This is a genomic window from Stutzerimonas decontaminans, assembly GCF_000661915.1.
Taxonomy (GTDB): Bacteria; Pseudomonadota; Gammaproteobacteria; order Pseudomonadales; family Pseudomonadaceae; genus Stutzerimonas; species Stutzerimonas decontaminans.
The window spans coordinates 3,884,972-3,908,914 of the sequence record NZ_CP007509.1; the positions used below are offsets into that span (position 1 = coordinate 3,884,972).

The 23,943-nt window shown below is 64.1% G+C and carries 20 protein-coding genes; 3 read left to right on the forward strand and 17 right to left on the reverse strand.

The features are described from left to right. The 14 genes from trpC to UIB01_RS18095 all read right to left on the reverse strand — a co-directional run bounded on the left by trpC (position 1) and on the right by UIB01_RS18095 (position 16,137). Complete coding sequence (gene trpC / locus UIB01_RS18030; protein WP_038663428.1) at positions 1-843, reverse strand: indole-3-glycerol phosphate synthase TrpC; 843 nt, start codon at positions 841-843, stop codon at positions 1-3. Continuing rightward, positions 840-1,886: an anthranilate phosphoribosyltransferase gene (trpD, locus tag UIB01_RS18035; RefSeq protein WP_038663431.1), complete on the reverse strand. Its 1,047-nt coding sequence runs from the start codon at positions 1,884-1,886 to the stop codon at positions 840-842. The genes trpC and trpD overlap by 4 nt, the downstream gene beginning before the upstream one ends. Next, on the reverse strand, positions 1,886-2,479 hold the full coding sequence (locus UIB01_RS18040) for an aminodeoxychorismate/anthranilate synthase component II (RefSeq protein WP_038663434.1): 594 nt from the start codon (positions 2,477-2,479) through the stop codon (positions 1,886-1,888). Before UIB01_RS18040 ends, trpD begins: the two co-directional genes overlap by 1 nt. 2 nt (positions 2,480-2,481) lie before the next feature. Then, positions 2,482-3,966: an anthranilate synthase component I gene (trpE, locus tag UIB01_RS18045; RefSeq protein ID WP_038663437.1), complete on the reverse strand. Its 1,485-nt coding sequence runs from the start codon at positions 3,964-3,966 to the stop codon at positions 2,482-2,484. A 179-nt stretch (positions 3,967-4,145) separates the two neighbouring features. Then, complete coding sequence (locus UIB01_RS18050) at positions 4,146-4,847, reverse strand: phosphoglycolate phosphatase (RefSeq protein WP_038663440.1); 702 nt, start codon at positions 4,845-4,847, stop codon at positions 4,146-4,148. Then, the gene (rpe, locus tag UIB01_RS18055) at positions 4,844-5,518 is read right to left on the reverse strand and encodes a ribulose-phosphate 3-epimerase (RefSeq protein ID WP_038663442.1); all 675 of its coding nucleotides are present in this window, start codon (positions 5,516-5,518) and stop codon (positions 4,844-4,846) included. The genes UIB01_RS18050 and rpe overlap by 4 nt, the downstream gene beginning before the upstream one ends. A gap of 103 nt (positions 5,519-5,621) precedes the next feature. Continuing rightward, on the reverse strand, positions 5,622-6,902 hold the full coding sequence (gene gabT, locus UIB01_RS18060; protein ID WP_038663446.1) for a 4-aminobutyrate--2-oxoglutarate transaminase: 1,281 nt from the start codon (positions 6,900-6,902) through the stop codon (positions 5,622-5,624). A 157-nt stretch (positions 6,903-7,059) separates the two neighbouring features. Beyond that, positions 7,060-8,526 (reverse strand): NADP-dependent succinate-semialdehyde dehydrogenase, encoded by a 1,467-nt coding sequence (gene gabD / locus UIB01_RS18065; protein ID WP_080695110.1) that lies wholly within the window; start codon positions 8,524-8,526, stop codon positions 7,060-7,062. A gap of 12 nt (positions 8,527-8,538) precedes the next feature. Beyond that, positions 8,539-9,366 carry an ABC transporter permease gene (locus tag UIB01_RS18070; protein WP_038663449.1) on the reverse strand — a complete coding sequence of 276 codons (828 nt, stop codon included), beginning with the start codon at positions 9,364-9,366 and terminating at the stop codon, positions 8,539-8,541. A gap of 63 nt (positions 9,367-9,429) precedes the next feature. Then, the gene (locus UIB01_RS18075; RefSeq protein WP_038663452.1) at positions 9,430-10,683 is read right to left on the reverse strand and encodes an ABC transporter permease; all 1,254 of its coding nucleotides are present in this window, start codon (positions 10,681-10,683) and stop codon (positions 9,430-9,432) included. A gap of 63 nt (positions 10,684-10,746) precedes the next feature. After that, positions 10,747-11,778 carry an ABC transporter substrate-binding protein gene (locus UIB01_RS18080; RefSeq protein ID WP_038663455.1) on the reverse strand — a complete coding sequence of 344 codons (1,032 nt, stop codon included), beginning with the start codon at positions 11,776-11,778 and terminating at the stop codon, positions 10,747-10,749. Positions 11,779-11,827: 49 nt separating this feature from the next. Further along, positions 11,828-12,937 (reverse strand): ABC transporter ATP-binding protein, encoded by a 1,110-nt coding sequence (locus UIB01_RS18085; protein ID WP_038663458.1) that lies wholly within the window; start codon positions 12,935-12,937, stop codon positions 11,828-11,830. Between the two features lie 156 nt (positions 12,938-13,093). Beyond that, positions 13,094-13,723 carry a response regulator gene (locus tag UIB01_RS18090; RefSeq protein WP_038663465.1) on the reverse strand — a complete coding sequence of 210 codons (630 nt, stop codon included), beginning with the start codon at positions 13,721-13,723 and terminating at the stop codon, positions 13,094-13,096. Next, positions 13,720-16,137 (reverse strand): PAS domain-containing sensor histidine kinase, encoded by a 2,418-nt coding sequence (locus tag UIB01_RS18095; protein ID WP_038663468.1) that lies wholly within the window; start codon positions 16,135-16,137, stop codon positions 13,720-13,722. Before UIB01_RS18095 ends, UIB01_RS18090 begins: the two co-directional genes overlap by 4 nt. A gap of 96 nt (positions 16,138-16,233) precedes the next feature. Between UIB01_RS18095 and UIB01_RS18100 the strand changes: the two genes are divergently transcribed. Beyond that, the gene (locus UIB01_RS18100; protein ID WP_038663471.1) at positions 16,234-17,259 is read left to right on the forward strand and encodes an alpha/beta hydrolase family protein; all 1,026 of its coding nucleotides are present in this window, start codon (positions 16,234-16,236) and stop codon (positions 17,257-17,259) included. A 7-nt stretch (positions 17,260-17,266) separates the two neighbouring features. On the opposite strand, the gene UIB01_RS18105 is transcribed toward UIB01_RS18100, so the two are convergent. Genes UIB01_RS18105 through UIB01_RS18115 form a run of 3 tightly spaced genes read right to left on the reverse strand, consistent with a single transcriptional unit; the run spans position 17,267 to position 19,723 of the window. Continuing rightward, positions 17,267-18,034: a TerB family tellurite resistance protein gene (locus tag UIB01_RS18105; protein WP_038663473.1), complete on the reverse strand. Its 768-nt coding sequence runs from the start codon at positions 18,032-18,034 to the stop codon at positions 17,267-17,269. A gap of 1 nt (position 18,035) precedes the next feature. After that, a complete protein-coding gene (murU, locus tag UIB01_RS18110; protein ID WP_038663476.1) occupies positions 18,036-18,707 on the reverse strand; it encodes an N-acetylmuramate alpha-1-phosphate uridylyltransferase MurU in 672 nt (223 codons plus the stop codon). Beyond that, positions 18,704-19,723, reverse strand: coding sequence for an aminoglycoside phosphotransferase family protein (locus UIB01_RS18115; RefSeq protein WP_038663479.1), 1,020 nt, complete (start codon positions 19,721-19,723; stop codon positions 18,704-18,706). The genes murU and UIB01_RS18115 overlap by 4 nt, the downstream gene beginning before the upstream one ends. Before the next feature lie 129 nt (positions 19,724-19,852). Between UIB01_RS18115 and UIB01_RS18120 the strand changes: the two genes are divergently transcribed. Together UIB01_RS18120 and UIB01_RS18125 are read left to right on the forward strand one after the other, a co-directional pair. After that, the gene (locus tag UIB01_RS18120; protein ID WP_038665945.1) at positions 19,853-22,621 is read left to right on the forward strand and encodes an LPS-assembly protein LptD; all 2,769 of its coding nucleotides are present in this window, start codon (positions 19,853-19,855) and stop codon (positions 22,619-22,621) included. Beyond that, positions 22,602-23,909 carry a peptidylprolyl isomerase gene (locus tag UIB01_RS18125; protein WP_038663483.1) on the forward strand — a complete coding sequence of 436 codons (1,308 nt, stop codon included), beginning with the start codon at positions 22,602-22,604 and terminating at the stop codon, positions 23,907-23,909. Before UIB01_RS18120 ends, UIB01_RS18125 begins: the two co-directional genes overlap by 20 nt. Positions 23,910-23,943 lie beyond the last annotated feature (34 nt).

The window sequence follows — 23,943 nt, forward strand, 5'->3', positions numbered from 1 at the left end:
TCACTCCGGATCGGCAGCCACAGGGGCCACGCGGCCGCGCGAACGATCAGGGTAGAACAGGCGCTGCAGTTCGACACCAGGTTGCTCGGCGCGCATGAACGCCTCGCCAACCAGGAACGCATAGACCTGGTTGATCTCCATCAGCTCGACATCGGCTCGATTGAAGATCCCGCTCTCGGTCACCACCACCCGATCCTTCGGAATCCGCGGCAGCAGATCCAGTGTGGTTTCCAGATTGACCTCGAAGGTATGCAGGTTGCGGTTGTTGATGCCCACCAGCGGTGTTTCCAAGCGCAGAGCACGCTCCAGCTCGACAGCATCGTGCACCTCGACCAACACATCCAGCCCATGGTCCTTGGCTACCGCGGCCAGCTCGTGCATACGCGCATCGTCCAGTGCCGCGACGATCAGCAGAATGCAGTCGGCGCCAAGCGCTCGCGCTTCGACCACCTGATACGGGTCGATCATGAAATCCTTGCGGATTACCGGCAGTGAGCAGGCCGCACGCGCCTGCTGCAGGTACGCGTCGGCCCCCTGGAAGAAATCGATGTCGGTCAGCACCGAAAGGCAAGCTGCGCCACCCGCCTCGTAGCTGGCGGCAATTTCGGCGGGCAGGAACGGGTCACGAATGACGCCCTTGCTCGGCGACGCTTTCTTCACCTCGGCGATGACGGCCGGCTCCTTGCTGCGCACACGCCGCTCGATCGCAGCGGCAAAACCCCGCACCGGATCGGCCACGGCTGCCCGCTGCTCAAGCTCGCCTAGGCCAACTTCACGACTACGCTGGGCGATCTCCTCGAACTTGCGCGCGATGATCTTTTCGAGCACGGTCGGCACGCTCATTTCTGATTCTCCTGCTTGAACACTGCGGTGAAGGACACCAGTTCCTCCAGCTTGTCACGCGCCAGTCCAGTGCTGAGCGCGTCGTGCGCCATCTCGACGCCTTGCTTCAGGTTGCTCGCCAGGTCGGCGGCATACAGCGCGGCACCGGCATTGAGCACGATCATGTCAGCAGCTTTCTGGCCGTTTTCGCTCTGTCGTCGTCCCAGCGCATCACGGATCAAGGCCAACGAGGCCTGTGCGTCCTCGACATTCAGGCCGATCAGACTCTGACTCTTGATGCCGAAATCCTCGGGCTGAATGCTGTATTCGCGGATCTCACCATCCTTCAGCTCAGCGACATGGGTCGGCGCCGCCAGGCTGATTTCATCCAGGCCATCCTGCGCATGCACCACCAGTACATGCTTGCTGCCCAGACGCGACAGCACCTCGGCCATCGGCCGGCACAACGCTTTGCTGAACACGCCAAGCACCTGATGGCGGACGCCGGCCGGGTTGGCCATGGGGCCGAGGATGTTGAACAAGGTACGCAAACCGAGTTCGCGGCGAGGGCCGGCTGCATGCTTCATGGCGCCATGATGTGCCGGGGCGAACATAAAGCCGACACCGACCGTATCGACGCTACGCGCCACCTGTTCGGGCGTCAGGTCGAGAAAGACCCCGGCCGCCTCGAGCAGATCGGCGCTGCCGCTCTTGCCGGATACTGCGCGGTTACCGTGCTTGGCGACCTTGCCGCCAGCCGCGGCAACAACGAACGAGGCAGCGGTGGACACATTGAAGATATTCATGCCGTCGCCACCGGTGCCGCAGGTATCGACCAGCTTATCGGTGTCGAAACGCACCGGAGCGGCCAGCTCACGCATGACCTGCACCGCGCCGACGATCTCGTCGATGGTTTCGCTCTTCATGCGCATGCCCATGAGGAACGCACCGACCTGCGCATCAGTGCATTGACCGGTCATGATCTGGCGCATCACCGCCTGCATCTCTTCAGTGGTCAGGTCGAGCTGGCCGACGATGCGGTTGAGGGCTTCCTTGATATCCATCAGCGCACGCCTCCGGTCTGCTTCAGAAAATTCGCGAACAGCTCATGGCCCTGTTCGGTGAGGATCGATTCGGGGTGGAACTGTACGCCCTCGATGTTCAGCGTCTTGTGGCGCAAGCCCATGATCTCGTCGACCGAGCCATCGTCCAGCTGGGTCCAGGCGGTGATCTCCAGGGACTCGGGCAACGTCTCGCGCTTGACCACCAGCGAGTGGTACCGGGTGACGGTCAGCGGATTGTTGAGCCCTGCGAACACACCCTGATCATGGTGAAACACCGGACTGGTCTTGCCATGCATGGCCTGCCGAGCGCGCACCACATCGCCACCGAAGGCCTGACCGATGCTCTGGTGGCCGAGACAAACGCCGAGAATGGGCAACTTGCCGGCGAAATGACGGATCAGCTCCAGCGACACACCCGCCTCGTTCGGCGTGCACGGGCCCGGCGAGACGACGATGCGCTCCGGATTCAGCGCTTCGATCTCAGCCACGCTCAGCTCGTCGTTGCGCACCACCTTGACGTCAGCACCAAGCTCGCCAAGGTATTGCACGACGTTGTAGGTAAAGGAATCGTAGTTATCGAGCATCAACAGCATGATCAGTTCTCCTGCTGGTCGCGTTCGGCCAGGGCCACTGCGCGGAACATGGCGCGGCGCTTGTTCAGCGTCTCTTCCCATTCGAGCGCCGGCTGCGAGTCGGCGACGATGCCTGCACCAGCCTGCACGTGCAGCTCGCCGTCCTTGATTACCGCGGTGCGAATAGCGATGGCGGTGTCCATGTTGCCGTTCCAGGCCAGATAGCCGACGGCGCCGCCATAGACACCACGCTTGACCGGTTCCAGCTCGTCGATGATTTCCATAGCGCGGATCTTCGGTGCCCCGGAGAGCGTGCCGGCCGGCAGGATCGCGCGCAGCGCGTCCATCGCCGTCAACGGTGCCTTGAGCTGACCGGTGACGTTGGAGACGATGTGCATGACATTCGAATAGCGCTCGATGACCATCTTCTCGGTTAGGCGCACGGTACCGGTCTCGGCGACGCGCCCGACATCATTGCGGCCCAGGTCGATCAGCATCAGGTGTTCGGCAAGCTCCTTGGCATCGCTGAGCAGGTCCTGCTCCAGCGCCAGATCAGCTTCCTCGTTGGCACCGCGCGGACGCGTGCCGGCGATCGGACGAACCGTGACCAGACCCTCCTCAACCCGCACCAGCACTTCCGGCGACGACCCCACCACGTGGAAGTCACCGAAGTTGAAGAAGTACATGTAGGGCGTCGGGTTGAAGCAGCGCAGCGCGCGGTAGAGATCGATGGGTGCGGCCTTGAACGGGATCGACATGCGCTGGGAAATCACCACCTGCATGCAGTCGCCGGCGAGGATGTAGTCCTTGATGCGGTTGACGGCCTGCTCGTAATCCTCGTCGCTGAAGCTGGAGCGGAAGGTCGGTTCGGCACCGTTGCTCCTTTCGAAATCCAGGCCCAGCCGCGGCGTGATCGACTGGCGCAGCTTCGCCCGCAGCGCTTGCAAGCGAGCCTGACCTGCCTCGTAGGCGTCCGGCTGCGACGGGTCGACCAGCACGATGCAGTGCAACTTGCCGGCAAGGTTGTCGAACACCACCACGGCGTCGGAAACCATCAGCAGGATATCCGGCGTGCCCAACGGATCCGGATTGGGGCAGTTGCCCAGCTTGCGCTCGACATAGCGCACGCTGTCATAGCCGAAATAGCCGACCAGCCCGCCATTGAAGCGCGGCAGGCCTTCGACCGGCGCGACGCGGTAGCGCTGCTGGAAGGATTCGACGAAGGTCAGCGGATCCTCGACCTCGCAGGCCTCGGTCTCGATGCCATCGGTGGCCACGCTGATGCGGTGATCCTGCACGCGCAGCACGGTGCGGCACGGCAGACCGATGATCGAATAGCGCCCCCACTTCTCGCCGCCCTGAACGGATTCAAGCAGATAGGAATTCGGCGCATCGGCCAATTTCAGGTACAGCGACAGTGGCGTGTCAAAGTCGGCAAGGGTTTCGAACGACAGAGGGATGCGGTTATGGCCTTCGGCGGCCAAACGCAGGAATTCTTCGCGGGTCATGTCAGCCTCGTGGTCTGAGGAGGATTCGAACGAACAACGGCAAACGCGCCGGCCTGGCCGGCAGGAAAAGTCAGGCGCGCCAGCGCCAACGGGCCAAGGCCTTGATGACTTTCATCCATTGTCTGCGGGTGAGCACCACGAGCTGATCTCTTCGGTGGGTCAAAAAGAGTCCGGCCACACTAGCGCAGGCCCGGAGCCGAAGCAACCAGCTCGCGCAGGTCGTCGAGCACCAGCGCTGGCTGCTCATCCGCGATGGGCTCGCCGTGGTTGTAGCCGTAGGTAAGGGCGACACAGCGAACTGTCGCGGCCTTCGCAGCCCGTACGTCGTTGCGCGAGTCCCCCACGAACAGCGATTCGTCAGACGCAACGCCCGCCTTGTCCATCACCCAGAACAGCGCCGCCGGATCGGGCTTCTGCTGCGGCAAGGTATCGCCGCCGACCAGCCAATCGAAGTAACCGGCCAGCCCCTTCTCCTCCAGCAGCGGTTCGATGAACTGCGCCGGCTTGTTGGTGATGATCGCGAGCTTCACCTCACGCTCGCGCAGCCAGTCCAGGCATTCAAGAACGCCCGGATAGACAGCCGTCAGCTCGTGGCCGCCGGCGTAGGCCTGCATGAACAGCGCCAGCGCCTCGTCGGCCAGCTCGTCGCTTACACCATCATGGTCCAGCTGCCCGGCCAATGCGCGACGCACCAGCACCCGCGAGCCATTGCCGACCCAGTCGCGTACCCGCTCGATGCCGGCAGGCTCGCGGCCGAGCAACATCAGCATCTTGTCCACCGCGGCGGCCAGGTCCGGTACCGAATCCATCAGGGTGCCATCGAGATCGAACATCACCAGCCGTGGCAACGTGCCGTCGAACAGTTGTTCCAGACGACTCATGGACGAGCCAGCGCCAGCTCGGCGCGCATCTGGTCGATCACCGCCTTGTAGTCCGGCTGGTTGAAGATGGCCGAGCCTGCGACGAAGGTGTCGGCACCGGCTGCGGCGATCTCGCGGATGTTCTTTGGATTGACGCCGCCATCGATCTCCAAGCGAATCTCGCGGCCGCTGGCATCGATCAGCGCGCGCGCCTCGCGCAGCTTGTCCAGCGTGCCAGGGATGAACTTCTGCCCGCCGAAGCCCGGGTTGACGCTCATCAACAGGACCAGGTCGACCTTGTCCATGACGTACTTGAGCACGTCCAGCGGTGTCGCCGGGTTGAACACCAGGCCGGCCTTGGCGCCGCCGTCCTTGATCAGCTGCAGCGAACGATCGATGTGCTCGGAGGCTTCCGGGTGAAAGGTGATGTAGCTGGCGCCGGCTTCGAGGAAGTCGCCGATCATGCGATCCACCGGTTTGACCATCAGGTGCACGTCGATGGGCGCGGTGACGCCATGCTTGCGCAGGGCCGAGCAGACCATCGGGCCGATGGTGAGGTTGGGCACGTAGTGGTTGTCCATCACATCGAAATGGACGATGTCGGCGCCGGCGGCCAGCACGTTGTCCACTTCCTCGCCCAGGCGGGCGAAATTGGCGGAAAGAATCGAAGGGGCGATGGCGAACGACTGCATGACGACCTCGGGTAGCACGGCAAGATGCCGCGCATTGTACCCGAGGGGTCAGGGTTGCGGCGCGCCTGACATCCATTGCGGATGCCGGCGCGCCGCCGTTGGATCAGGTCAGTTCATCGAAGCACTCGCCGATGATGGCCAGACCACGGTCGAGCAGTTCGTCTTCGGCAGTCAGCGGCACCAACACCCGCAGCACGTTGTAGTAGGTGCCACAGGACAGCAGGATCAGCCCCTTGTCTCGCGCACGGGCAACGATCTGCGAGGTAAGGGCGGCAGCCGGTCGCGCATGATCACCATCGTCGAATAGCTCGATGGCGATCATCGCGCCGAGCCCGCGCACCTCGCCGATTTCCTTGTGCTTGGCCTGGATTGCCTTGAGGCCCGTGGTCAGCCTCTCAGCTACCGCCTTGCAGCGGTCGAGCAGCTTCTCTTCCTCGAAGACTTCCAATACCGCCAGGGCGGCTGCGCAGGACAGCGGATTGCCTGCGTAGGTGCCGCCCAGCCCGCCGGGGGCGATGGCATCCATTATCTCGGCCTTGCCGCAGACACCGGCAATCGGGAAACCACCGCCGACCGACTTGGCGAAGGTGGTCAGGTCGGCGACCACGCCCATCTGCTCCATAGCGAAGAAGGTGCCGGTACGCCCGGCGCCGGTCTGCACTTCGTCGGCGATCAGCAGGATGCCGTGTTCGTCGCACAGTGTGCGCAGGCGGGCCATGAAGTCCTTCGGCGCGACGTTGAAGCCGCCCTCGCCCTGCACCGGCTCGATGATGATCGCGGCGATGTCGCGCGGCTCGGCGTCGTTCTTGAAGATGCGCTCGATGCTGGCGATCGAGTCATCGACGCTGACGCCATGAATGGCGCAGGGGTACAGCGCACGGAAGATACCGCCCGGCATCAGGCCCATACCGGCCGAGTACGGCGCGACCTTACCGGTCAGCCCGAGGGTCATCATGGTGCGGCCGTGATAGGCACCGGTGAAGGCGATCACGCCGGCACGCCCGGTGGCGGCGCGGGCGATCTTCACCGCGTTTTCCACAGCCTCGGAGCCGGTAGTGACAAGCAGGGTCTTCTTGGCGAAATCACCCGGCACCCGCGCGTTGATCTTCTCGCACAGCTCGACGTAGGGCTCGTAGGCCAGCACCTGGAAGCAGGTGTGGGTCAGCTTGTGCAGCTGGTCTTCCACTGCCTTGATGATCTTCGGGTGCAGGTGGCCAGTATTCAGCACGGCGATGCCACCGGCGAAATCGATGAACTCGCGGCCTTCGACGTCGACTACGCTGCTGTTCTTGGCGTGGTCGGCAAAGATTGGATGGATCTGGCCGACGCCACGGGGGACGGCGGCGACACGGCGTTGCATCAGGGATTCATTGGTCTTGCTCATAAGCTCCTCGGTAGCCGCTCATCGTCGGCACGGGTCGGAAAGAACGCCAGGAAGCGGGCGCGGCAGCATACGATGATCGACTGCCGCACCATCCAAAGCGTTCGGATTACAGTAAAACTCCGTGCATTATTTTGCACGCCTGATTTGAGCCGCTTGGTCAGATGCCGCCCAGGCACAGGTATTTGATTTCCACGTATTCATTCAGGCCGTACTTCGAGCCTTCACGGCCCAGGCCGGAGGCCTTCATGCCGCCGAACGGCGCCACCTCGGTAGAGATCACTCCGGTGTTGATGCCGACCATGCCGTACTCCAGCGCCTCGGCGACACGGAACACCCGGCTCAGGTCGCGGGCGTAGAAGTAGGCGGCGAGGCCGAACTCGGTGTCGTTGGCCTGGCGGATCACCTCGGCCTCGTCGCGGAAGCGGAACAGCGGCGCCAGCGGACCGAAGGTTTCCTCGCGCGCCACGGCCATCTCGGCAGTGACGCCGCCCACCAGCGTCGGTTCGAAGAAGTTGCCGCCCAGCGCATGGGGTTTGCCGCCGGTCAGCAGGGTGGCGCCCTTGGCGAGGGCGTCCTGCAAATGGCGCTGCACCTTAGCCACCGCCGCGGCATCGATCAGCGGACCGGTGGTCACGCCCTCCTCCGCACCATTGCCGACCTTCAGCCGCGCCACCGCCGCGGAGAGTTTGTCGACGAAGGCGTCGTAGATGCCGTCCTGTACGTAGATGCGGTTGGCACAGACGCAGGTCTGCCCGGCGTTACGGTATTTGGAGATCATCGCGCCTTCCACCGCCGCATCCAGATCGGCGTCGTCGAAGACGATGAAGGGTGCGTTGCCGCCCAGCTCCAGCGAGAGCTTCTTCAGCGTCGGCGCGCACTGCTGCATCAGCTTGATGCCCACCGCCGTCGAGCCGGTGAAGGACAGCTTGCGTACGATTGGGTTTTCGCAAAGTTCGGCGCCCACTTCGCGGGACGTTGCCGCATCGGCGGTAATCACACTAAACAGCCCAGCCGGAATGCCCGCACGCTCGGCCAGTGCAGCCAGCGCCAGTGCGGAAAACGGTGTCTGCGGTGCCGGTTTGAGGACCATGGCACAACCGGCCGCCAGCGCCGGCCCGGCCTTGCGGGTGATCATGGCGCTGGGAAAATTCCACGGCGTAATCGCCGCGGTGACGCCGACCGGCTCCTTCTGCACCAGGATGCGCTTGTCGCCGGCATGGGCAGGAATCACATCGCCGTAGAGGCGCTTGCCCTCCTCGGCGAACCACTCGAGAAAGGAAGCAGCATAAGCCACCTCGCCCCGGGCCTCGGCCAGCGGCTTGCCCTGTTCGGCGGTCATGATGCGCGCCAGGTCTTCCTGGTTCTCCAGCATCAGCTCGTACCAGCGCCGCAGGCGCGCCGCGCGCTCCTTCGCGGTCAGCGCGCGCCAGGCCGGTTGGGCTGCCTGCGCGGCTTCGATGGCGCGGCGGGTTTCGCCGCGGCCCATGTTCGGCACGGCGCCAATCAGCTCGCCGGTGGCCGGGTTGAAGATCTCGGTGCGCGCGCCACTGTCGGCCTCGCACCACTCACCGTTGAGATAGGCCGTTTGGCGCAACAGATCGGGTTGCCCAAGTTGCAGAGTCATGTGCGTATTCCGTCAGGCAGGTTGTTGGGTGCGTAGCTTTTCGGCGCGGCCTCGCAGCCACTCCAGGGTCAGCAGCAGAGCGATGGAGAAGCCGATCAGCAACGTCGCCGCGGCGGCGATGGTCGGGCTGAGGTTCTCGCGGATGCCGCTGAACATCTGCCGTGGCAAGGTGATCTGCTCGGGGCCGGCGAGGAACAGCGTCACCACCACTTCATCGAACGAGGTAGCGAAGGCGAACAGCGCGCCGGAAATCACCCCCGGTGCGATCAGCGGCAGGGTCACCCGGAAGAACGCCGTCAGCGGCGAGGCGCCAAGGCTGGCCGCGGCGCGCACCAGGTTGTAGTTGAAGCCCTGCAGCGTCGCCGACACCGTGATGATCACGAAGGGCACGCCGAGCACCGCGTGCACCAGGATCAGCGACAGGTAGCTGTTGCCCAGGCCCAGCGGGGCAAAGAACAGGTAGCTGGCGACACCGATGATCACCACCGGCACCACCATCGGCGAGATCAGCACCGTCATCAGCAGCGCCTTGCCGCGGAACTCCGCGCGGGTCAGGCCGACCGCCGCCAGGGTGCCGAGCACCACGGCGAGAAAGGTCGCCGCCGGTGCGATGAGCAAGCTGTTCTTCAGCGAGCGCATCCAGTCTGCCGAGGTGAACAACGCCTCGTACCAGCGCAGCGAGAAGCCCTGCAGCGGATAGACCAGGAACGAGCCGGAGTTGAACGACAGCGGCACGATCACCAGCACCGGCACGATCAGAAACAGCAGCACCAGCGCACAAAGGATGCGCAGTGCGTAGTACCAGGCCCGTTCGACGGGCGACATGTAGGGGCTCAGCATGAAAGGTTCTCCTGCCCGGCATGAAGACTCTGGAAAGGCGGCCACGCCGCGACGTGGTTCATCTCAACCCAGCCGCAGACGGCTGGCACCGACCAGCCAGCTGTAGATGACGTACAGCAGCATGGTGGCGAGCAACAGCAAACCGCCCAGCGCCGTGGCCATGCCCCAGTTGATGGTGGTGTTGGTGTAGAAAGCGACGAAGTAGCTGACCATCTGGTCGTTCGGGCTGCCGAGCAGCGCCGGGGTGATGTAGTAGCCGATGGCGATGATGAACACCAACAGGCAGCCCGCACCGACACCGGCAAGGGTCTGCGGGAAGTACACCCGCCAGAAACTGGCGAACGGATGACAGCCCAGCGACACCGCGGCGCGCATGTAGCTCGGCGAGATGTTCTTCATCACGCTGTAGATCGGCAGGATCATGAACGGCAGCAGGATGTGCACCATGGCGATGTACACGCCGGTGCGGTTGAACACCAGCTGCAGCGGCTCGTCGATCAGGCCCATCTTCAGCAACGCACCATTAATGAGACCGCCGGACTGCAGCAACACGATCCACGCCGCCACGCGCACCAGGATCGAGGTCCAGAACGGCAGCAGCACCAGGATCATCAGCAGGTTGCTCTGCCGCGCCGGCAGGTTGGCCAGCAGATACGCCAGCGGATAGGCCAGCAGCAGGCAGATCACCGTGATCACCAGGCCCATCCAGAACGTGCGGGCGAAGATGTCCAGATACACCGCCTGATCCGGCGAGACCTTGGCCAGCTCGCCCAGCTCGTCAATACGGTGATCAAGCGCTGCCAGCAGGTAATAGCCAGTGACAGCGCTGTCGTTGCGCTGGATCACCTGCCAGAACGCCGGATCACCCCAGCGCTCGTCGAGCGCTTCCAGCGCATCCTGATAGGAGGCAGGCACCTCGCGAAACGGCAGCGCCCGCGCAGTCTTGGTCAGCAGGCTGCGGTAGCCGGCCAGCTCCATGTTCAACCGCTTGGACAGATCGCCCAGGCTCTGTTCACGGCGCGCCTGATACAGATCCTCGGCCAGCGCCTGATAGGCCGGCTCGGCTGGCAAGCCACGACCATCCCATTCAGCCAGCGCTGCCAGCGTGCGTGGCAGCGTGTTCACCACCTCAGGGTTTTCGACGCTGCGCCAGAGCAGCGAGGCGATGGGAACCAGAAAGGTCAGCAGCACGAACAGCAGCAGCGGCAGGATCAGCGCCTGCGACTTGAGCTTGTTCACCCGTTCGGCCCGTGCCAGTCGCTGTTTCAGATTGGGCTCGGCGATCTCGTTCGCCGGCAGGGATATTGCTGTGGCCATGAAGACTCCGCGATTCGTTCCGATAGCTGGGACCGGCCCCGCCAATGCGGCGGGGCGCTCAGGTCAGCGTGCCGCCCAGGCGTTGAAGCGCTGTTCGAGCTGCTCGCCGTAGTCGGCCCAGAAGGTCACGTCCATCGCCACCTGGTCGGCGATGTTCTCCGGCGCGGTGGGCATCTGCGCCAGGCGCTTTTGATCCAGCAACGACACGGCCTGGGTATTCGCCGGGCCGTAGGCGATATTCTCGGAGTAAGCCTTCTGCTGCTGCGGCTCGACGGTGAAGGCGATGAACTTGCGCGCCTGCTCCTGACTCTTCGCGCCCTTGGGGATGGCCCAGGAATCGAAGTCGTAGATGCCGCCACTCCAGACGATCTGCAGGTTGCTCTCGTTCTGCACGGCGGCGATGCGGCCGTTGTAGGCGCTGCTCATCACCACGTCGCCGGAAGCGAGAAACTGCGGCGGCTGCGCGCCGGCTTCCCACCACTGGATGTGCGGCTTGAGCTGGTCGAGCTTCCTGAAGGCGCGGTTCTGGCCGTCCTTGGTGGCCAGCACCTGATAGACGTCCTTGACCGGCACGCCGTCGGCCATCAGCGCGAATTCGAGGGTGTACTTGGCGCCCTTGCGCAGGCCGCGCTTGCCGGGGAATTTCTCGGTATCCCAGAAATCTGCCCAGCTGGCTGGCGCGCTTTTCAGCTTGTCGGCGTTGTAGGCCAGCACCGTCGACCAGACGAAGAAACCAACGCCGCACGGCTGGATCGCGCCTTCGACGAAATCGTCCGGGTTGCCGACGATGCTCGGGTCGAGTTCCTCGAAGAGCCCTTCGTCGCAGCCGCGGGACAGTTCCGGCGACTCCACTTCCACCAGGTTCCACGACACGCTGTTGGTGTCGACCATCGCTTTGACCTTGGCCATTTCGCCGTTGTACTCACCCGCGACGATGCGACCATGCCCGGCGGCTTCCCAAGGCTGATAGAAGGCCTTGACCTGGGCCTGCTTGTTGGCGCCGCCGAAGCTCACCGCGGTGAGGCTGTTGGCAGTGGCTTGACCGGCACAGACGAGCCCGAGCGCCAGCGCGGACAGTTTCAGGTAGTTGCTCATACCAGTTCGCTCCTTGATGCAGTTGTTTGGGTTTCTTGTTCGCTTCGCTTCAAGCCGCCTGCAGTGGATCGAGCGCGCGAACGTGCTCGACATGCCAGCCGATCGGCACCACGTCGCCGACGCGCAGGGCGCTGTCGAACTCGGCGATCGGCTGCTTTACGAAGAAGTTGTTGACCCCGCAGACCTCGAGACGGATGCGGATGTGGTCGCCGAGGTAGATGAACTCGGCAACGCGCCCGGTGAAGCGGTTCGGGCAGTTGGCACTGGCACCGTTGAGCAGCACCCGCTCCGGACGGATCGACAGGCTGACCGGCGTCCCCGCCGCACCGACGTTGACCGCCAGCGCCTCGACGGTTTCGCCGCGGCCGAGCTTGACCGTACAGCTATCGCCACGCCGGTCGAGCAGATGCGCCGGCAGGCGGTTGTTCTCGCCAAGGAAGTTGGCGACGAAGGTGTTCACTGGCTTTTCGTAGAGGGTGCGCGGGTCTTCGATCTGCTGGATCTGGCCCTGATGGAATACCGCTACCCGATCAGACATGGTCAGCGCTTCGCCCTGATCGTGGGTGACGTACACCACGGTGACGCCGAGGCGTTCGTGCAGATGCTTGATCTCCATCTGCATCTGCTCGCGCAACTGCTTGTCCAGCGCGCCCAGGGGTTCGTCCATCAGCACCAGCTGCGGCTCGAAGACCAGCGCCCGAGCCAGTGCCACGCGCTGTTGCTGGCCGCCGGAGAGCTGCGCCGGATAGCGATTGCGGAAACCCTCCAGCTGGACCATCGCCAGCGCGCGCTTGACCCGCTCCTTGATGTCCGGCTTGGCCATGCCGCGCACGCTGAGCGGAAACGCCAGATTCTCCGACACGGTCATGTGTGGGAATAGCGCGTAGTTCTGGAACACCATGCCCATGTCGCGCTTGTGCGGCGGCACGTTGTTGATCGCCCGGCCATCGAGAAGGATTTCCCCCGCCGTGGGCGTTTCGAAGCCGGCCAGCATCATCAGGCTGGTGGTTTTGCCCGAGCCGGACGGCCCGAGCAGGGTGAGGAATTCGCCGCGGCGGATGTCCAGATTCAGATCCCTGACGATCAGCGACTCACCGTCATAGCTCTTCTGGATGCCGCGAAAGCTCACCAGGATATCGTTCGCCGTTGACTCGACCATGCTGCTGCACCTGCGTAACCGTTGAACCGTTGAACCGTGGCCACAGCGTAGAAGCGCAGCGGCGGCGGAAAAATCGGTACAGCGGAGCGATTGGCCTAGGCGTGAGGGAGAGTCGCGTGTAGGGAACGCCCTACACGACGGGTCGGTGGCTGGCGCTCAGACCAGCTTGTGTTCCATGGCGTAGCGCACCAGATCGGCCACCGAATGCGCTGCCAGCTTCTGCATCAGGCGGGCCTTGTGGGTGCTGATGGTCTTGCTGCTCAGCGCCAGCTTGCCGGCGATGTCGTTCACCGAATCGCCCTGCACCAGCCGTTCGAATACTGAGTATTCCCGTTCGGAAAGCAGCGCATGCGGCGGCCGCGAATCGGTCAGGCCAACCTCGAAGACCATGCGGTCGGCCAACGCCGGATCAATGTAGCGCCCGCCACCGGCGACCTTGCGCAGGGCGGTCAGCAGTAGCGCTGGCTCGCTATCCTTGGTCGCGTAGCCGGCCGCGCCGATCTTCAGCGCCCGCGCCGCCATCTGCGCTTCGTCGTGCATCGACAGCACCAGTACCGCCGGCGGCTGGTTCAGCGCGCGGATCCGTGGAATCGCCTCGAGGCCGTTGACGCCGGGCATGGAGATGTCCAGCAGGACCACATCGCAACTGATCTGGCGCAACTGGTCGAGCAGCTGTTGGCCATTGGCGGCCTCGCCGACTACCTGCATGTCACGCGCCATGCCGATCAGCTGCTTGATGCCCTCGCGGACGATGGTGTGATCTTCGGCGACCATGACCCTGATCATGACGGCAATGCTCCAGTGCTTGCGGCTGATGGAAGCGGCACCGGGTCCAGTGGAACCCGCGCCGTGATGGTGGTGCCCTCGCCGGGCTGACTGTCGATTATCAGTTGCCCGCCGAGCATCTGCACCCGCTCGCGCATGCCGACCAGACCGAACGAACTGCCGGCGCCGCGCGCGGCCACAGGAAAACCGCAACCATCGTCGCTGACGCGCAGACAGAGCATGTTGCCTTCGAGCAGTAACTGCACGCTTACCGTCTGCGCCTGAGCGTGACGCATCACATTGGTCAGCGATTCCTGAAGAATGCGGAACAGGCCGATGGCCTTGGCGTTACCCAGCAACGGCGGGCATTCCGGCACTTCGACCAAACAGGCCACGCCGCTGCGTTCTTCGAAGCGCCGCGCCTGCCACTCCACGGCCGAGGCGATGCCGGCGTCGAGAATCGGCGGGCGCAGCGCGGTGGCCACGTCGCGCACCCGATGGAACAGCTGGGCGATCAACCGCTTCATGCTTTCCAGCCGCTGCGCCAGGGCCGGATCGAGGTCGGCGAAGCCCAGCTCGCACATCGAGGTTTCCAGCTTGAGCACGGTCAGCACCTGGCCCAGCTCGTCGTGCACCTCGCGGGCGATATGCGCCTTCTCCTCCTCGCGCACCGTCTCCAGGTGCGCGGCCAACTCGCGCAATTGCGCGCGCGAGGCATCCAGCTCCAGCTCGATGCGCTTGTTGTCGGTGATGTCCCAGACGATACCGTCCCACACCTGGCGGCCATCCGGCTGGCCGCGCACGGAGGCACGGATATCGGCCCAGCGCACCTCGCCATCGCGATTGAGAATGCGCCCTTGCCAGCGCCAGTCCTGGCTTTTCTCCAATGCCAGCTGCTGACTGGCCCAGTAGCCGGCCTCGTCATCGGCATGCACCAGGCTGCGAATGCCCAGTCCGGGCTGTAGCAGGCGCTCGGCGGAATAGCCCACCAGGCGCTGGCTGGCTTCGCTGATATAAGCCACCCGTACCGGGGCCTGCGGCCCGTCGCGCTCCAGGCGGAACACCAGCCCCGGCACGTTGCCGGCCATGGCCTTGAGCCGCGCCTCGCTCTCCTGCAGCTGGGCGCTGGCGCGGCGCCGCTCGGTGATGTCGGCAAGAAACACCACCAGGTATTCGCGGCTGCCGAAGCGCAGAAAGCTGTAGGTGACCGCCGCCGGAAAGCGCTGGCCGTCGGCGCGCTGCCACTCGCATTCGTGCACCTGGCGGTCGTCTTCGCCCGTGCGCGCGGCCCGCCAACGCGCCAGCCAGGCATCCATGCCCAGCGCCGGGTCGAATGTTTCCAACGGCTGATCGAGCAAACCGCCGGAGGCATGCCCGAGCAACATCTCGGCGGCCTGGTTGGCGTAGCGCACGCGACTGTCCCAGTTGAGCCAGAGGATGCCGACGGTGCTGTGATCGAGACAGAACTGCGTTAGCCGCTGCGCTTCTTCGGCCGCCTCGCGCAGCTCGATGTCGCGGCGGGCGGTCTTCAGCCGGCTCTCCAGCAGTCCATGCTGGCGCCGCTGCCAGGCGAGCATCAGCAGGCAGGCCAGGAGCAGAACGCCGAGCAGCAGGCTGAGACTGCGCCAGTAGCTGACCTCGCGGCCGAGATCAATGCTGCGGGTCTTGAGCCACTGTTCCTGCAACTGACTGAATTCCCGCGCCGGAAATTGCCGCAGCGCCGTATCGAGCACGGCAGCGAGTTCGGCGCTGTCACGCCGCGAAGCGATACGCAGCAGCTGCGGGTTGCCCAGATCACCGACCACCGCCAGCGAGTCATACTCCACCTGCTGCGACAGCCGCGCGAACACCGGTTCGTCGATCACGGCATAGCTGGCCTTGGCCTCCAGCACCTGACGCAGCGCATCGGCCTGGCTGGTCGCCGTCAGCACGGTGATATTGGGATAGTTGCTGGCAAGAAACTCGCTGACTGGACCCGGCCCGACGGCGGAAACCAGTTCGCTCGGGTGCAGATACTCCAGGTCGATGGCGCGCGGACCGCCGCGATCTCCGACCAACAAGCGCGGGATGCGCAGAAAGGGATCGCTGTAGCGCCACAGCCGCAAACCGGCCGGCGTCTGCCGCAGGCCCGGCGCCACATCGATCAGGCCTTCGCGGGCGGCCTTCTCCAGCGCAGCCTCGTCACTGAAGCGGCGCCATTGCAGGCGCACCCCGAGGTCGTCCGCCAGACGCTCCATCAGCTGCACATGAAAGCCTGACAGGCGCCGCTGGCGCTGGTCATACTCGGCGTAGGGCGCGCCCATCACCACGCCGACGCGCCACTCCGGATGCTGCTCCAGCCAGGCACGGCTGTCGTCGTCGAGCGTCACGGCACCGGCCGCGAACGGCAGCGCCAGGCTGATGAGAAGAAGGAAGCGCAGGGATAAGGCGAGCATATATTCACGCAATTGATGGGCGTGCCGACACGCTGTTGTAATGCATAACCCCTGCCGGCGCCAGCGTGGTGCCGACACCCATAGCGGAGATAATCCATGCGCTGCCTGCCTGCTCTAGTGCTTTTGTTCGGCGTCGCGCTTGGCGGCGGCGTGCCGTACATGGCCGCGGCGCAGGAACCGGAGGCGGCTCAGGAAACACCACCGGACGAGCCAGCTGCAACGTCCCGGCCATCGCCTCAAACACGCAGCGAAGCGTTGGCCGCAGGGCTGCAACGGCAGCTCGAAGCCGCTGCCCAGCTGCAGCTGGGCGAGGAGGACAAGTTCCTTGCGCTCTGGCACCCGGCGAACACGGCAAAGGCCCGCGGCGTGTTGGTCATCGTGCCCAGCGAAGGCGAAACCGCCGACTGGCCACGTGCAGTCGGCCCGCTACGGCGCGGCCTTCCCGAGCATGGCTGGCATACCCTCAGCCTGACACCCGCTGATCCGGCGCTTAGCCCTGGCCCGCGCCCGCCAACGCCAGAAGCCCCGGCTGCGGAAGAGAAGCCCGAAACGGAAGAAAACGCTGAGCCTGACACCACCGATACCCAGCCGGCCGCGGCGCAAACCACTTCGGCGGGCTACCTGCCTGAGCAGACGGCAGCCACGGACAACGACGAATCGACGCCGCCACAAGCCGAGCAGGACACGCCGCCCCCAACTCATGCCGAGCGCATGCTGGCGCGCCTGGATGCTGCCATCGAGCATGCGCGCACACTGCAGGCGTCGACGATTGTTCTGATCGGCCATGGCACCGGCGCCTACTGGGCGAGCCAGTACCTGGCACAGCTTCAGCCAAAGGATGTCGGGCAACTGGTGGTGGTCGATCCACGTACGCCGCCGATGCCGGAGCAGCCGTTGGAGGCCTATCTTGCGGCGCTCGCCATCGGCGTAGGCGACTTCTATATGAATGATCGGCCGGCTGCACAGGAGCAGGCCATGCAACGACGCAACGCGGCGCGCCGTGCCGGCCACAGGGATTACCGACAGGTCGCACTGACCAATCTGACCGGCGACCGGCACTACGAACAGGAACAACTGGTGCGCCGCGTACGGGGCTGGCTGGACCGTAAGCCAGCCCGGTAAGTCCGTATCAACGAAAGCCGCGGCGCTCGCGGATCAATGCGTAGGCGCTATGCAGCTCGCGGGTGCGCTCGGTGGCGTCGCGCACCTGAGCGGCGTTCGCACCGGCTCCGGCCTGCTTATCGGGATGATGCTTACTCAGCAGGCGGCGATAGGCGCGCTTGATCAGCTGCGGATCGGTATCCGGACGCACACCCAGCAACTGCATGGCCTGTTCATAAGCGCCACCCCGACCAGCCGGTGCCTCCTTGCGTCGAGTCGCGCCCGGGTCCAACGCCGCCACCTCGGCCGCATCCCAACCCAGCCACTTGCCCCAGAGCAGCACCAGCTCATGTTCGCAAGCGCCGATTTGACCCTGCGCACGCGCCATACGCCAGCAGGCCTGGATCAGACGACGATTCTCTTCGCGCTGGCTTCGCAGTCGCTGCAGGGTGTCACGCAGGCCATCACCGCTGGCCTTGCCGCGATTGAACGCAGCGATGGCCTGCCGCTGCGCCGCAGCATCAAGACCCTGCCGGCGCATTTCGTCACGGGCGGCCTGGATATGTGCCGGGCTCACGCGTCCGCCACTCTTGGCCAAACGCCCCAACAGAAAGAACAGCAAATCCTGGCCTTGCAGCACCGGTTTGCCGGCCAGGCGCGCACGCAGGCTGGCCCAGGAATCGAGCCCTAGCCGGCGATCCAGCACCTGCCCCAGCAGACCGCCGAGCAAAGCGCCCGGAATGCTGGCCAGCAACCAGCCGATCAGCAGCCCCAACAGCGTGATGGGCCAGAACATGTCAGCGTCGCGCCTCCAGTAGTTGCTCGACTTCGGCCAGGCGCTCGTGGGTGCCTACGTCCACCCAGAGCCCGGCATGGCACTCACCACTCACCTGTCCATCAGCCATGGCTCGTCGCAGCAATGGCGCCAGCTTGAAGGCCCCCGGCTGGCAGCCTTCGAACAGCGCCGGATGCAGAACGGAGATGCCGCTGTAGGTCAGCGCCTCACCATTGCCCTCAGGCTCTTTGACGGCCGCATCCACCAGACTGAAATCACCGCCCGGGTGATGCGGCGGGTTGTTCACCAGCACCAGATGCGCGAGCCCCGACAGAGGGCGCCGCAGTTGGGCGAAGTCGTAGTCGGTCCAGATATCGCCGTTGACTACGAGGAACGGCTCACCGCCCAGCAGTCCCAACGCCCGATGAATGCCGCCGCCGGTCTCCAGCGGCTCACCTTCGGCCGAATAGCGGATCGCCACGCCGAAGCGGCTGCCATCACCGAGATAGTCCTCGATCTGCTGCCCGAGCCAGGCATGGTTGATCACCAGCTCGTCGAAGCCGGCGGTCGCCAGGGCACGAACGTGATACTCGATCAGCGGCACGCCAGCGGCGCGAACCAACGGTTTGGGCGTATGCAGTGTCAGCGGGCGCAACCGCTCACCCTTGCCGGCAGCCAGAATCATCGCCTTCATGCTTGCGGCGCCTGCGGCAGTTCGGCCAGCAGCTGCTGCAGCTCGGCTAGCTCTGGCCGCCGCGCCAGCACGGCCTCGATATAGGCAAAGAAGCGCGGAACGTCGGCCAGGTAACGTGGCTTGCCGTCGCGGTGGCAGATTCGGGCGAAAATGCCGATCACCTTCAAGTGCCGCTGCATACCCATCAGGTCACTGGCCCGCAGGAACTCGTCAAGCGATTCGGGTAGGGCCACGCCGGCGGCACGCGCCTTGTGCCAGTAACCTTCCAGCCAGACCTGCACCTGCGCCTCTGGCCAGCTGAGAAAGGCATCCTTGAACAGCGAGGTGATGTCGTAGCTGACCGGACCGAGCACCGCGTCCTGAAAGTCCAGCACGCCGGGGTTCGGCTCGCTGATCATTAGATTGCGCGGCATGTAATCGCGATGCACCAGCACCCGCGGCTGCGCCAGCGCCGAATCGATCAGTTGCCGACAGATACGCTCCCACGCAGCCTGCTGCGCTTCAGTTAACGTATGGCCGAGATGGCGCTGCACATACCACTCGGGGAAGAGCTGCAGTTCGCGGCGCAGCAAGGCCTCGTCGTAGGCTGGCATCGGCTGCGTCACCGGATGCAGCTGGAACTTGAGCAACGCCTGGACGGCGTCTTCGAACAGCTGCTCGGCATTGCTCTGATCGATCACATCCAGATAGGTCTGGCGGCCCAGGTCGGTCAGCAGCAGGAAGCCACGCTCGAGATCGGAGGCCAGTATCTGCGGCACATGAACACCGGCGTCATCCAGCATCTGTGCGACCTTGACGAAGGGCCGGCAGTCTTCCTGGGGCGGCGGCGCATCCATCACGATCAGGCTGCGCTCGCCCCCTTGCCAGCGGAAGTAACGGCGGAAACTGGCATCACTGCTGGCGGCAGTGAGCTGCGCCGCCGGCACTTCGCCCCAGCCGCAACGGGCGAAGACTTCGGGTAATTGCTGTTCCAGCCAGGCGCTCAGGTCCAGCAGACGTTGATCTTGATGCGGCATCCAGGGGGTCTCCACGGCGCTAGCCGATAGGCGGGTCATGCTTTATTATCCTGCATCTTTCTCAGCCCATCGAGAGGCGTGCGGCCCAGCCGGCCGATGGCTCGCCGCAAGCACGGACCAAAAAACAAGATGGCAGTCAAATACCCCGCGTTTCGTAAAAAATTCCCTCTACTGGTTACTGGCGGCCTGCTTGCATTGCAACCGGTAGCGGTACCTTTTGTTTTCGCAGCCGAACAGTTTGCCTGCCAGCCGGACGCTTCCGGTGGCTGGAATTGCGCGTCCAGCGCGCCAAGCCAAGCGCTGCCGCCGCGCCCGACACAAAGCGGTAGCGTTGCAAGCACGCCGAGCACCAGCAAGTCGACGACTGCCAAGGCGCAGGCGCCGACCGCAACCACCAAGCTGGTCACCGAAAGCAAAGGCCGCGCCCTAGCATCGCGCAGCGCCGATTTCAGCCACCTCGACTGGGTGCCTCGCGATCAGCTGACGCCCGCCCAGCTCGCCGAAACCGGCCCGTACTGCGCCGGCACCTATGTCGAGCCCGACCGTCCCGGCAAATTCGACACCACACCGATGAGCGAAGCGCCGACCTATGTGTCGGCCAAGGCGACGCGCTACGAACAGGCGCAGGAAATCGCTACCCTCGCCGGCGACGTGATCCTGCGCCAAGGCAGCATCCAGGTCGAGGCGGACGAAGCCAGCCTGCACCAGCTGGAAAATCGCGGCGAACTGACCGGCAACGTTCGCTTCCGCGACCGTGACGCATTGCTCGTCGGTGACCGTGCCGAGATATTCCTCGACAGCGGCGAAGCCAAGGTGGAAAACGCCGAGTACGTCGTGCACTCCGGCAAGGTCCGCGGCAGCGCGCAATACGCCAAGCGCGAAGAAACCGCGATCATCCGCCTCAAGGACGGCACCTACACCAGCTGCGAACCGGGTGAAAACACCTGGCACCTGAAGGGCAACAACGTCACGCTGAACCCGGCCACTGGCTTCGGTTCGGCAACCAACGTCACGCTGCGGGTCAAGGATATCCCGGTGTTCTACACCCCCTATATCCACTTCCCCATCGATGACCGTCGCCAATCGGGCTTCCTCGCACCGAGCATCGGCTCGTCCAGCGACAACGGCTTCTCTCTGCAGACGCCCTACTACTTCAACCTGGCGCCGAACTTCGACGCCACGCTGTATCCGCACCTGATGACCGATCGTGGCCTGCTGATGGAAGGCGAATTCCGCTACCTGACGCGTAGCAGCGAGGGCCAGTTCGGCGCGGCCTATCTGGACGACAGCAACGACGATCGCAAGCTGCAGTCCGAGTACGAAGACCAGCGCTGGATGTACAGCTGGCAGAACCGCACCGGGCTGGATTCGCGCTGGCTCGCCGAGGTGGACTACACCGATATCAGCGATCCTTATTACTTTCAGGATCTGGATACCAACCTGAATATCAGCCAACCTGATCACCTTGATCAGCGCGGCACGCTCACCTACCGCGGCAACACCTATACGGCGCGCCTGAACATGCACGCCTATGAGCGCGCCACGGTTACAGACATCACGCCTTACGAGCGACTGCCGCAGCTGACCCTGGATGGGCGCCTGCCTTTCCAGCCAGGCGGCCTGAACTTCGCCTACAAGACCGAGTTCGTCAGCTTCCAGCGCAGCCTGCGCAGCGGCAACTTCATCAACGAAGACGGCAATCCTGAGCAGTGGTATGACGATCGTTTGCGCGGTCTGACCCGCGCCGAAGGCGAGCGTCTGCATCTTGAGCCGGGCGTCAGCCTCCCTCTGAACTGGTCGTGGGGCTTCCTCAAGCCTTCGCTGAAATATGCGTACACCCAGTACGACCTCGACTTGGACGGCCGCGGCCAGAGCACACTGGCCAGCTACGAATCGTTCGACAGCAGCCAGAACCGCAGCGTGCCGATCTTGAGTGTCGACAGCGGCCTGTACTTCGACCGCGACACCCAGTGGTTCGGCAAGAATTATCGCCAGACGCTCGAACCGCGCCTGTTCTATCTCTACGTACCCGAGGAAGATCAGGACGACATCCCGATCTTCGATACCGGCGAGAGCAGCTTCAGCTATTCCTCGCTCTGGCGCGAGAACCGTTTCTCCGGCAAGGACCGCATCGGCGATGCCAATCAGGTTTCGCTCGGCGTGACCAATCGCTGGGTAGAGCCCAATGGCTTTGAGCGTCAGCGCTTCAGTATCGGCCAGGCGTTCTACTTCGAAGATCGCAAGGTGCAACTGCGTGGCATCGATTACCGCACACGCGCCAGCGCCACTTCCGATGTGTCGCCGTATGCACTGGAATACATGTATCGCTACAACCGCGACTGGCGCTTCACCTCGACCTTCAACTGGGATCCAGACAGCCACAGCACTCGCTCCGGCAGCGCCATGTGGCATTACCAGCCGGAAGAAAACCCAGGGAAGATCGTCAACCTCGGCTATCGCTATCGCAACGACACCATGCGATTCGACCAGGCTAGCGGCGAGTGGACCTATGGTGGCGATTACGGCACCCCTGGCACGCCGGAATACATAAAGGACTACTACAAGATCAACCAGCATGACTTCTCGGTCATCTGGCCGGTCGTCCCGCAGTGGAGCGTCATCGCCCGCTGGCAGCATGATTACAGCCGCAGCCGCACGCTGGAGGCCTTCGGTGGCTTCGAGTACGACAGCTGCTGTTGGAAACTGCGCCTGATCAATCGCTATTGGATCGACTACGACGAGACCAGCCTCAACCCCGACCGCAACGACGAGCCGGACCGCGGCATCTTCCTGCAGATCGTCCTCAAGGGACTCGGCGGCGTAGTCGGCAATGCGACCGAAACTTTCCTCGACGAAGGCATCCAAGGCTACCGTGAACGTGAAGATCAAGCTTTCTGAAGTACTGCGCCCGCTCGCGCTCGGCGCTCTGCTGCTGAGCGGTGCGACTCTCGCGCCTGCGGCCCTGGCCCAGGTTCAACCACTGGATCGCGTGGTGGCGATCGTTGATAACGACGTCATCATGCAGAGCCAGCTGCAGCAGCGGATTCGTGAAGTCCAGCAAACCATCGAGAAGCGTGGCGCCGACGCGCCGCCGATGGATGTGCTGCAACAACAGGTGCTGGAGCGCCTGATCACCGAAAACCTGCAGCTGCAGATCGGCGATCGTTCCGGCATTCGCATCGCCGACGAAGAACTCAACCAGGCTATGGGTACCATCGCCCAGCGCAACAACATGTCGCTGGAGCAGTTCCGCGAAGCATTGTCGCGTGACGGCCTTAGCCTGGAGAGCGCCCGCGAGCAGATCCGTCGGGAGATGGTCATCAGCCGCGTGCGTCAGCGTCGCGTCGCCGAGCGCATCCAGGTGTCCAATCAGGAAGTGCAGAACTTCCTGGCCTCCGATCTGGGCAAGCTTCAGCTGTCCGAGGAGTACCACCTCGCCAATATCCTGATCGCCGTGCCGGAAGCTGCCGATTCGGCAACCATCCAAGCTGCCGAACGTACGGCCATGGAAACCTACCAGCAGCTTCAACAGGGTGCTGATTTCGCACGTCTCGCCGTATCGCGCTCCGGCAGCGAGAACGCGCTGGAAGGCGGCGACATGGGCTGGCGCAAGGCTGCTCAGCTGCCGCCGCCCTTCGATACTGCGGTACGCGAACTAGCGGTCGGTGAAGTAACCGAGCCGGTCCGCACACCGCCGGGCTTCATCATGCTCAAGCTGCTGGACAAGCGCGGCGGCGAGACGCAGGTGCGTGACGAAGTGCATGTCCGTCATATCCTGATCAAACCCAGCGCGATCCGTAGCGAAGAGGAAGCACGCCTGCTGGTGCAGCGCCTGCGTGACCGCATCAGTGCCGGCGAAGATTTCGCCCAGCTGGCGAAGAGCTTTTCCGAAGATCCCGGTTCGGCGCTCAACGGTGGCGACCTGAACTGGATCGACCCGGCTTCGCTGGTACCCGAGTTCCGTGAAGTCATGGCGAACACCGCGAGCGGTGAACTCTCCCCGGTATTCAAGTCCCCCTACGGCTGGCACATCCTCGAAGTGCTCGGCCGCCGCGCGACCGATGCCAGCGAGCAATTCCGCGAGCAACAGGCGCTGACCCTGCTGCGCAACCGCAAGTACGACGAAGAGCTGCAGGCCTGGTTACGCCAGATTCGCGACGAAGCCTACGTCGAGATCAAGCTCTAAGCAGTAGGTAGCAAGTTACTAGCAAGACAGGAAC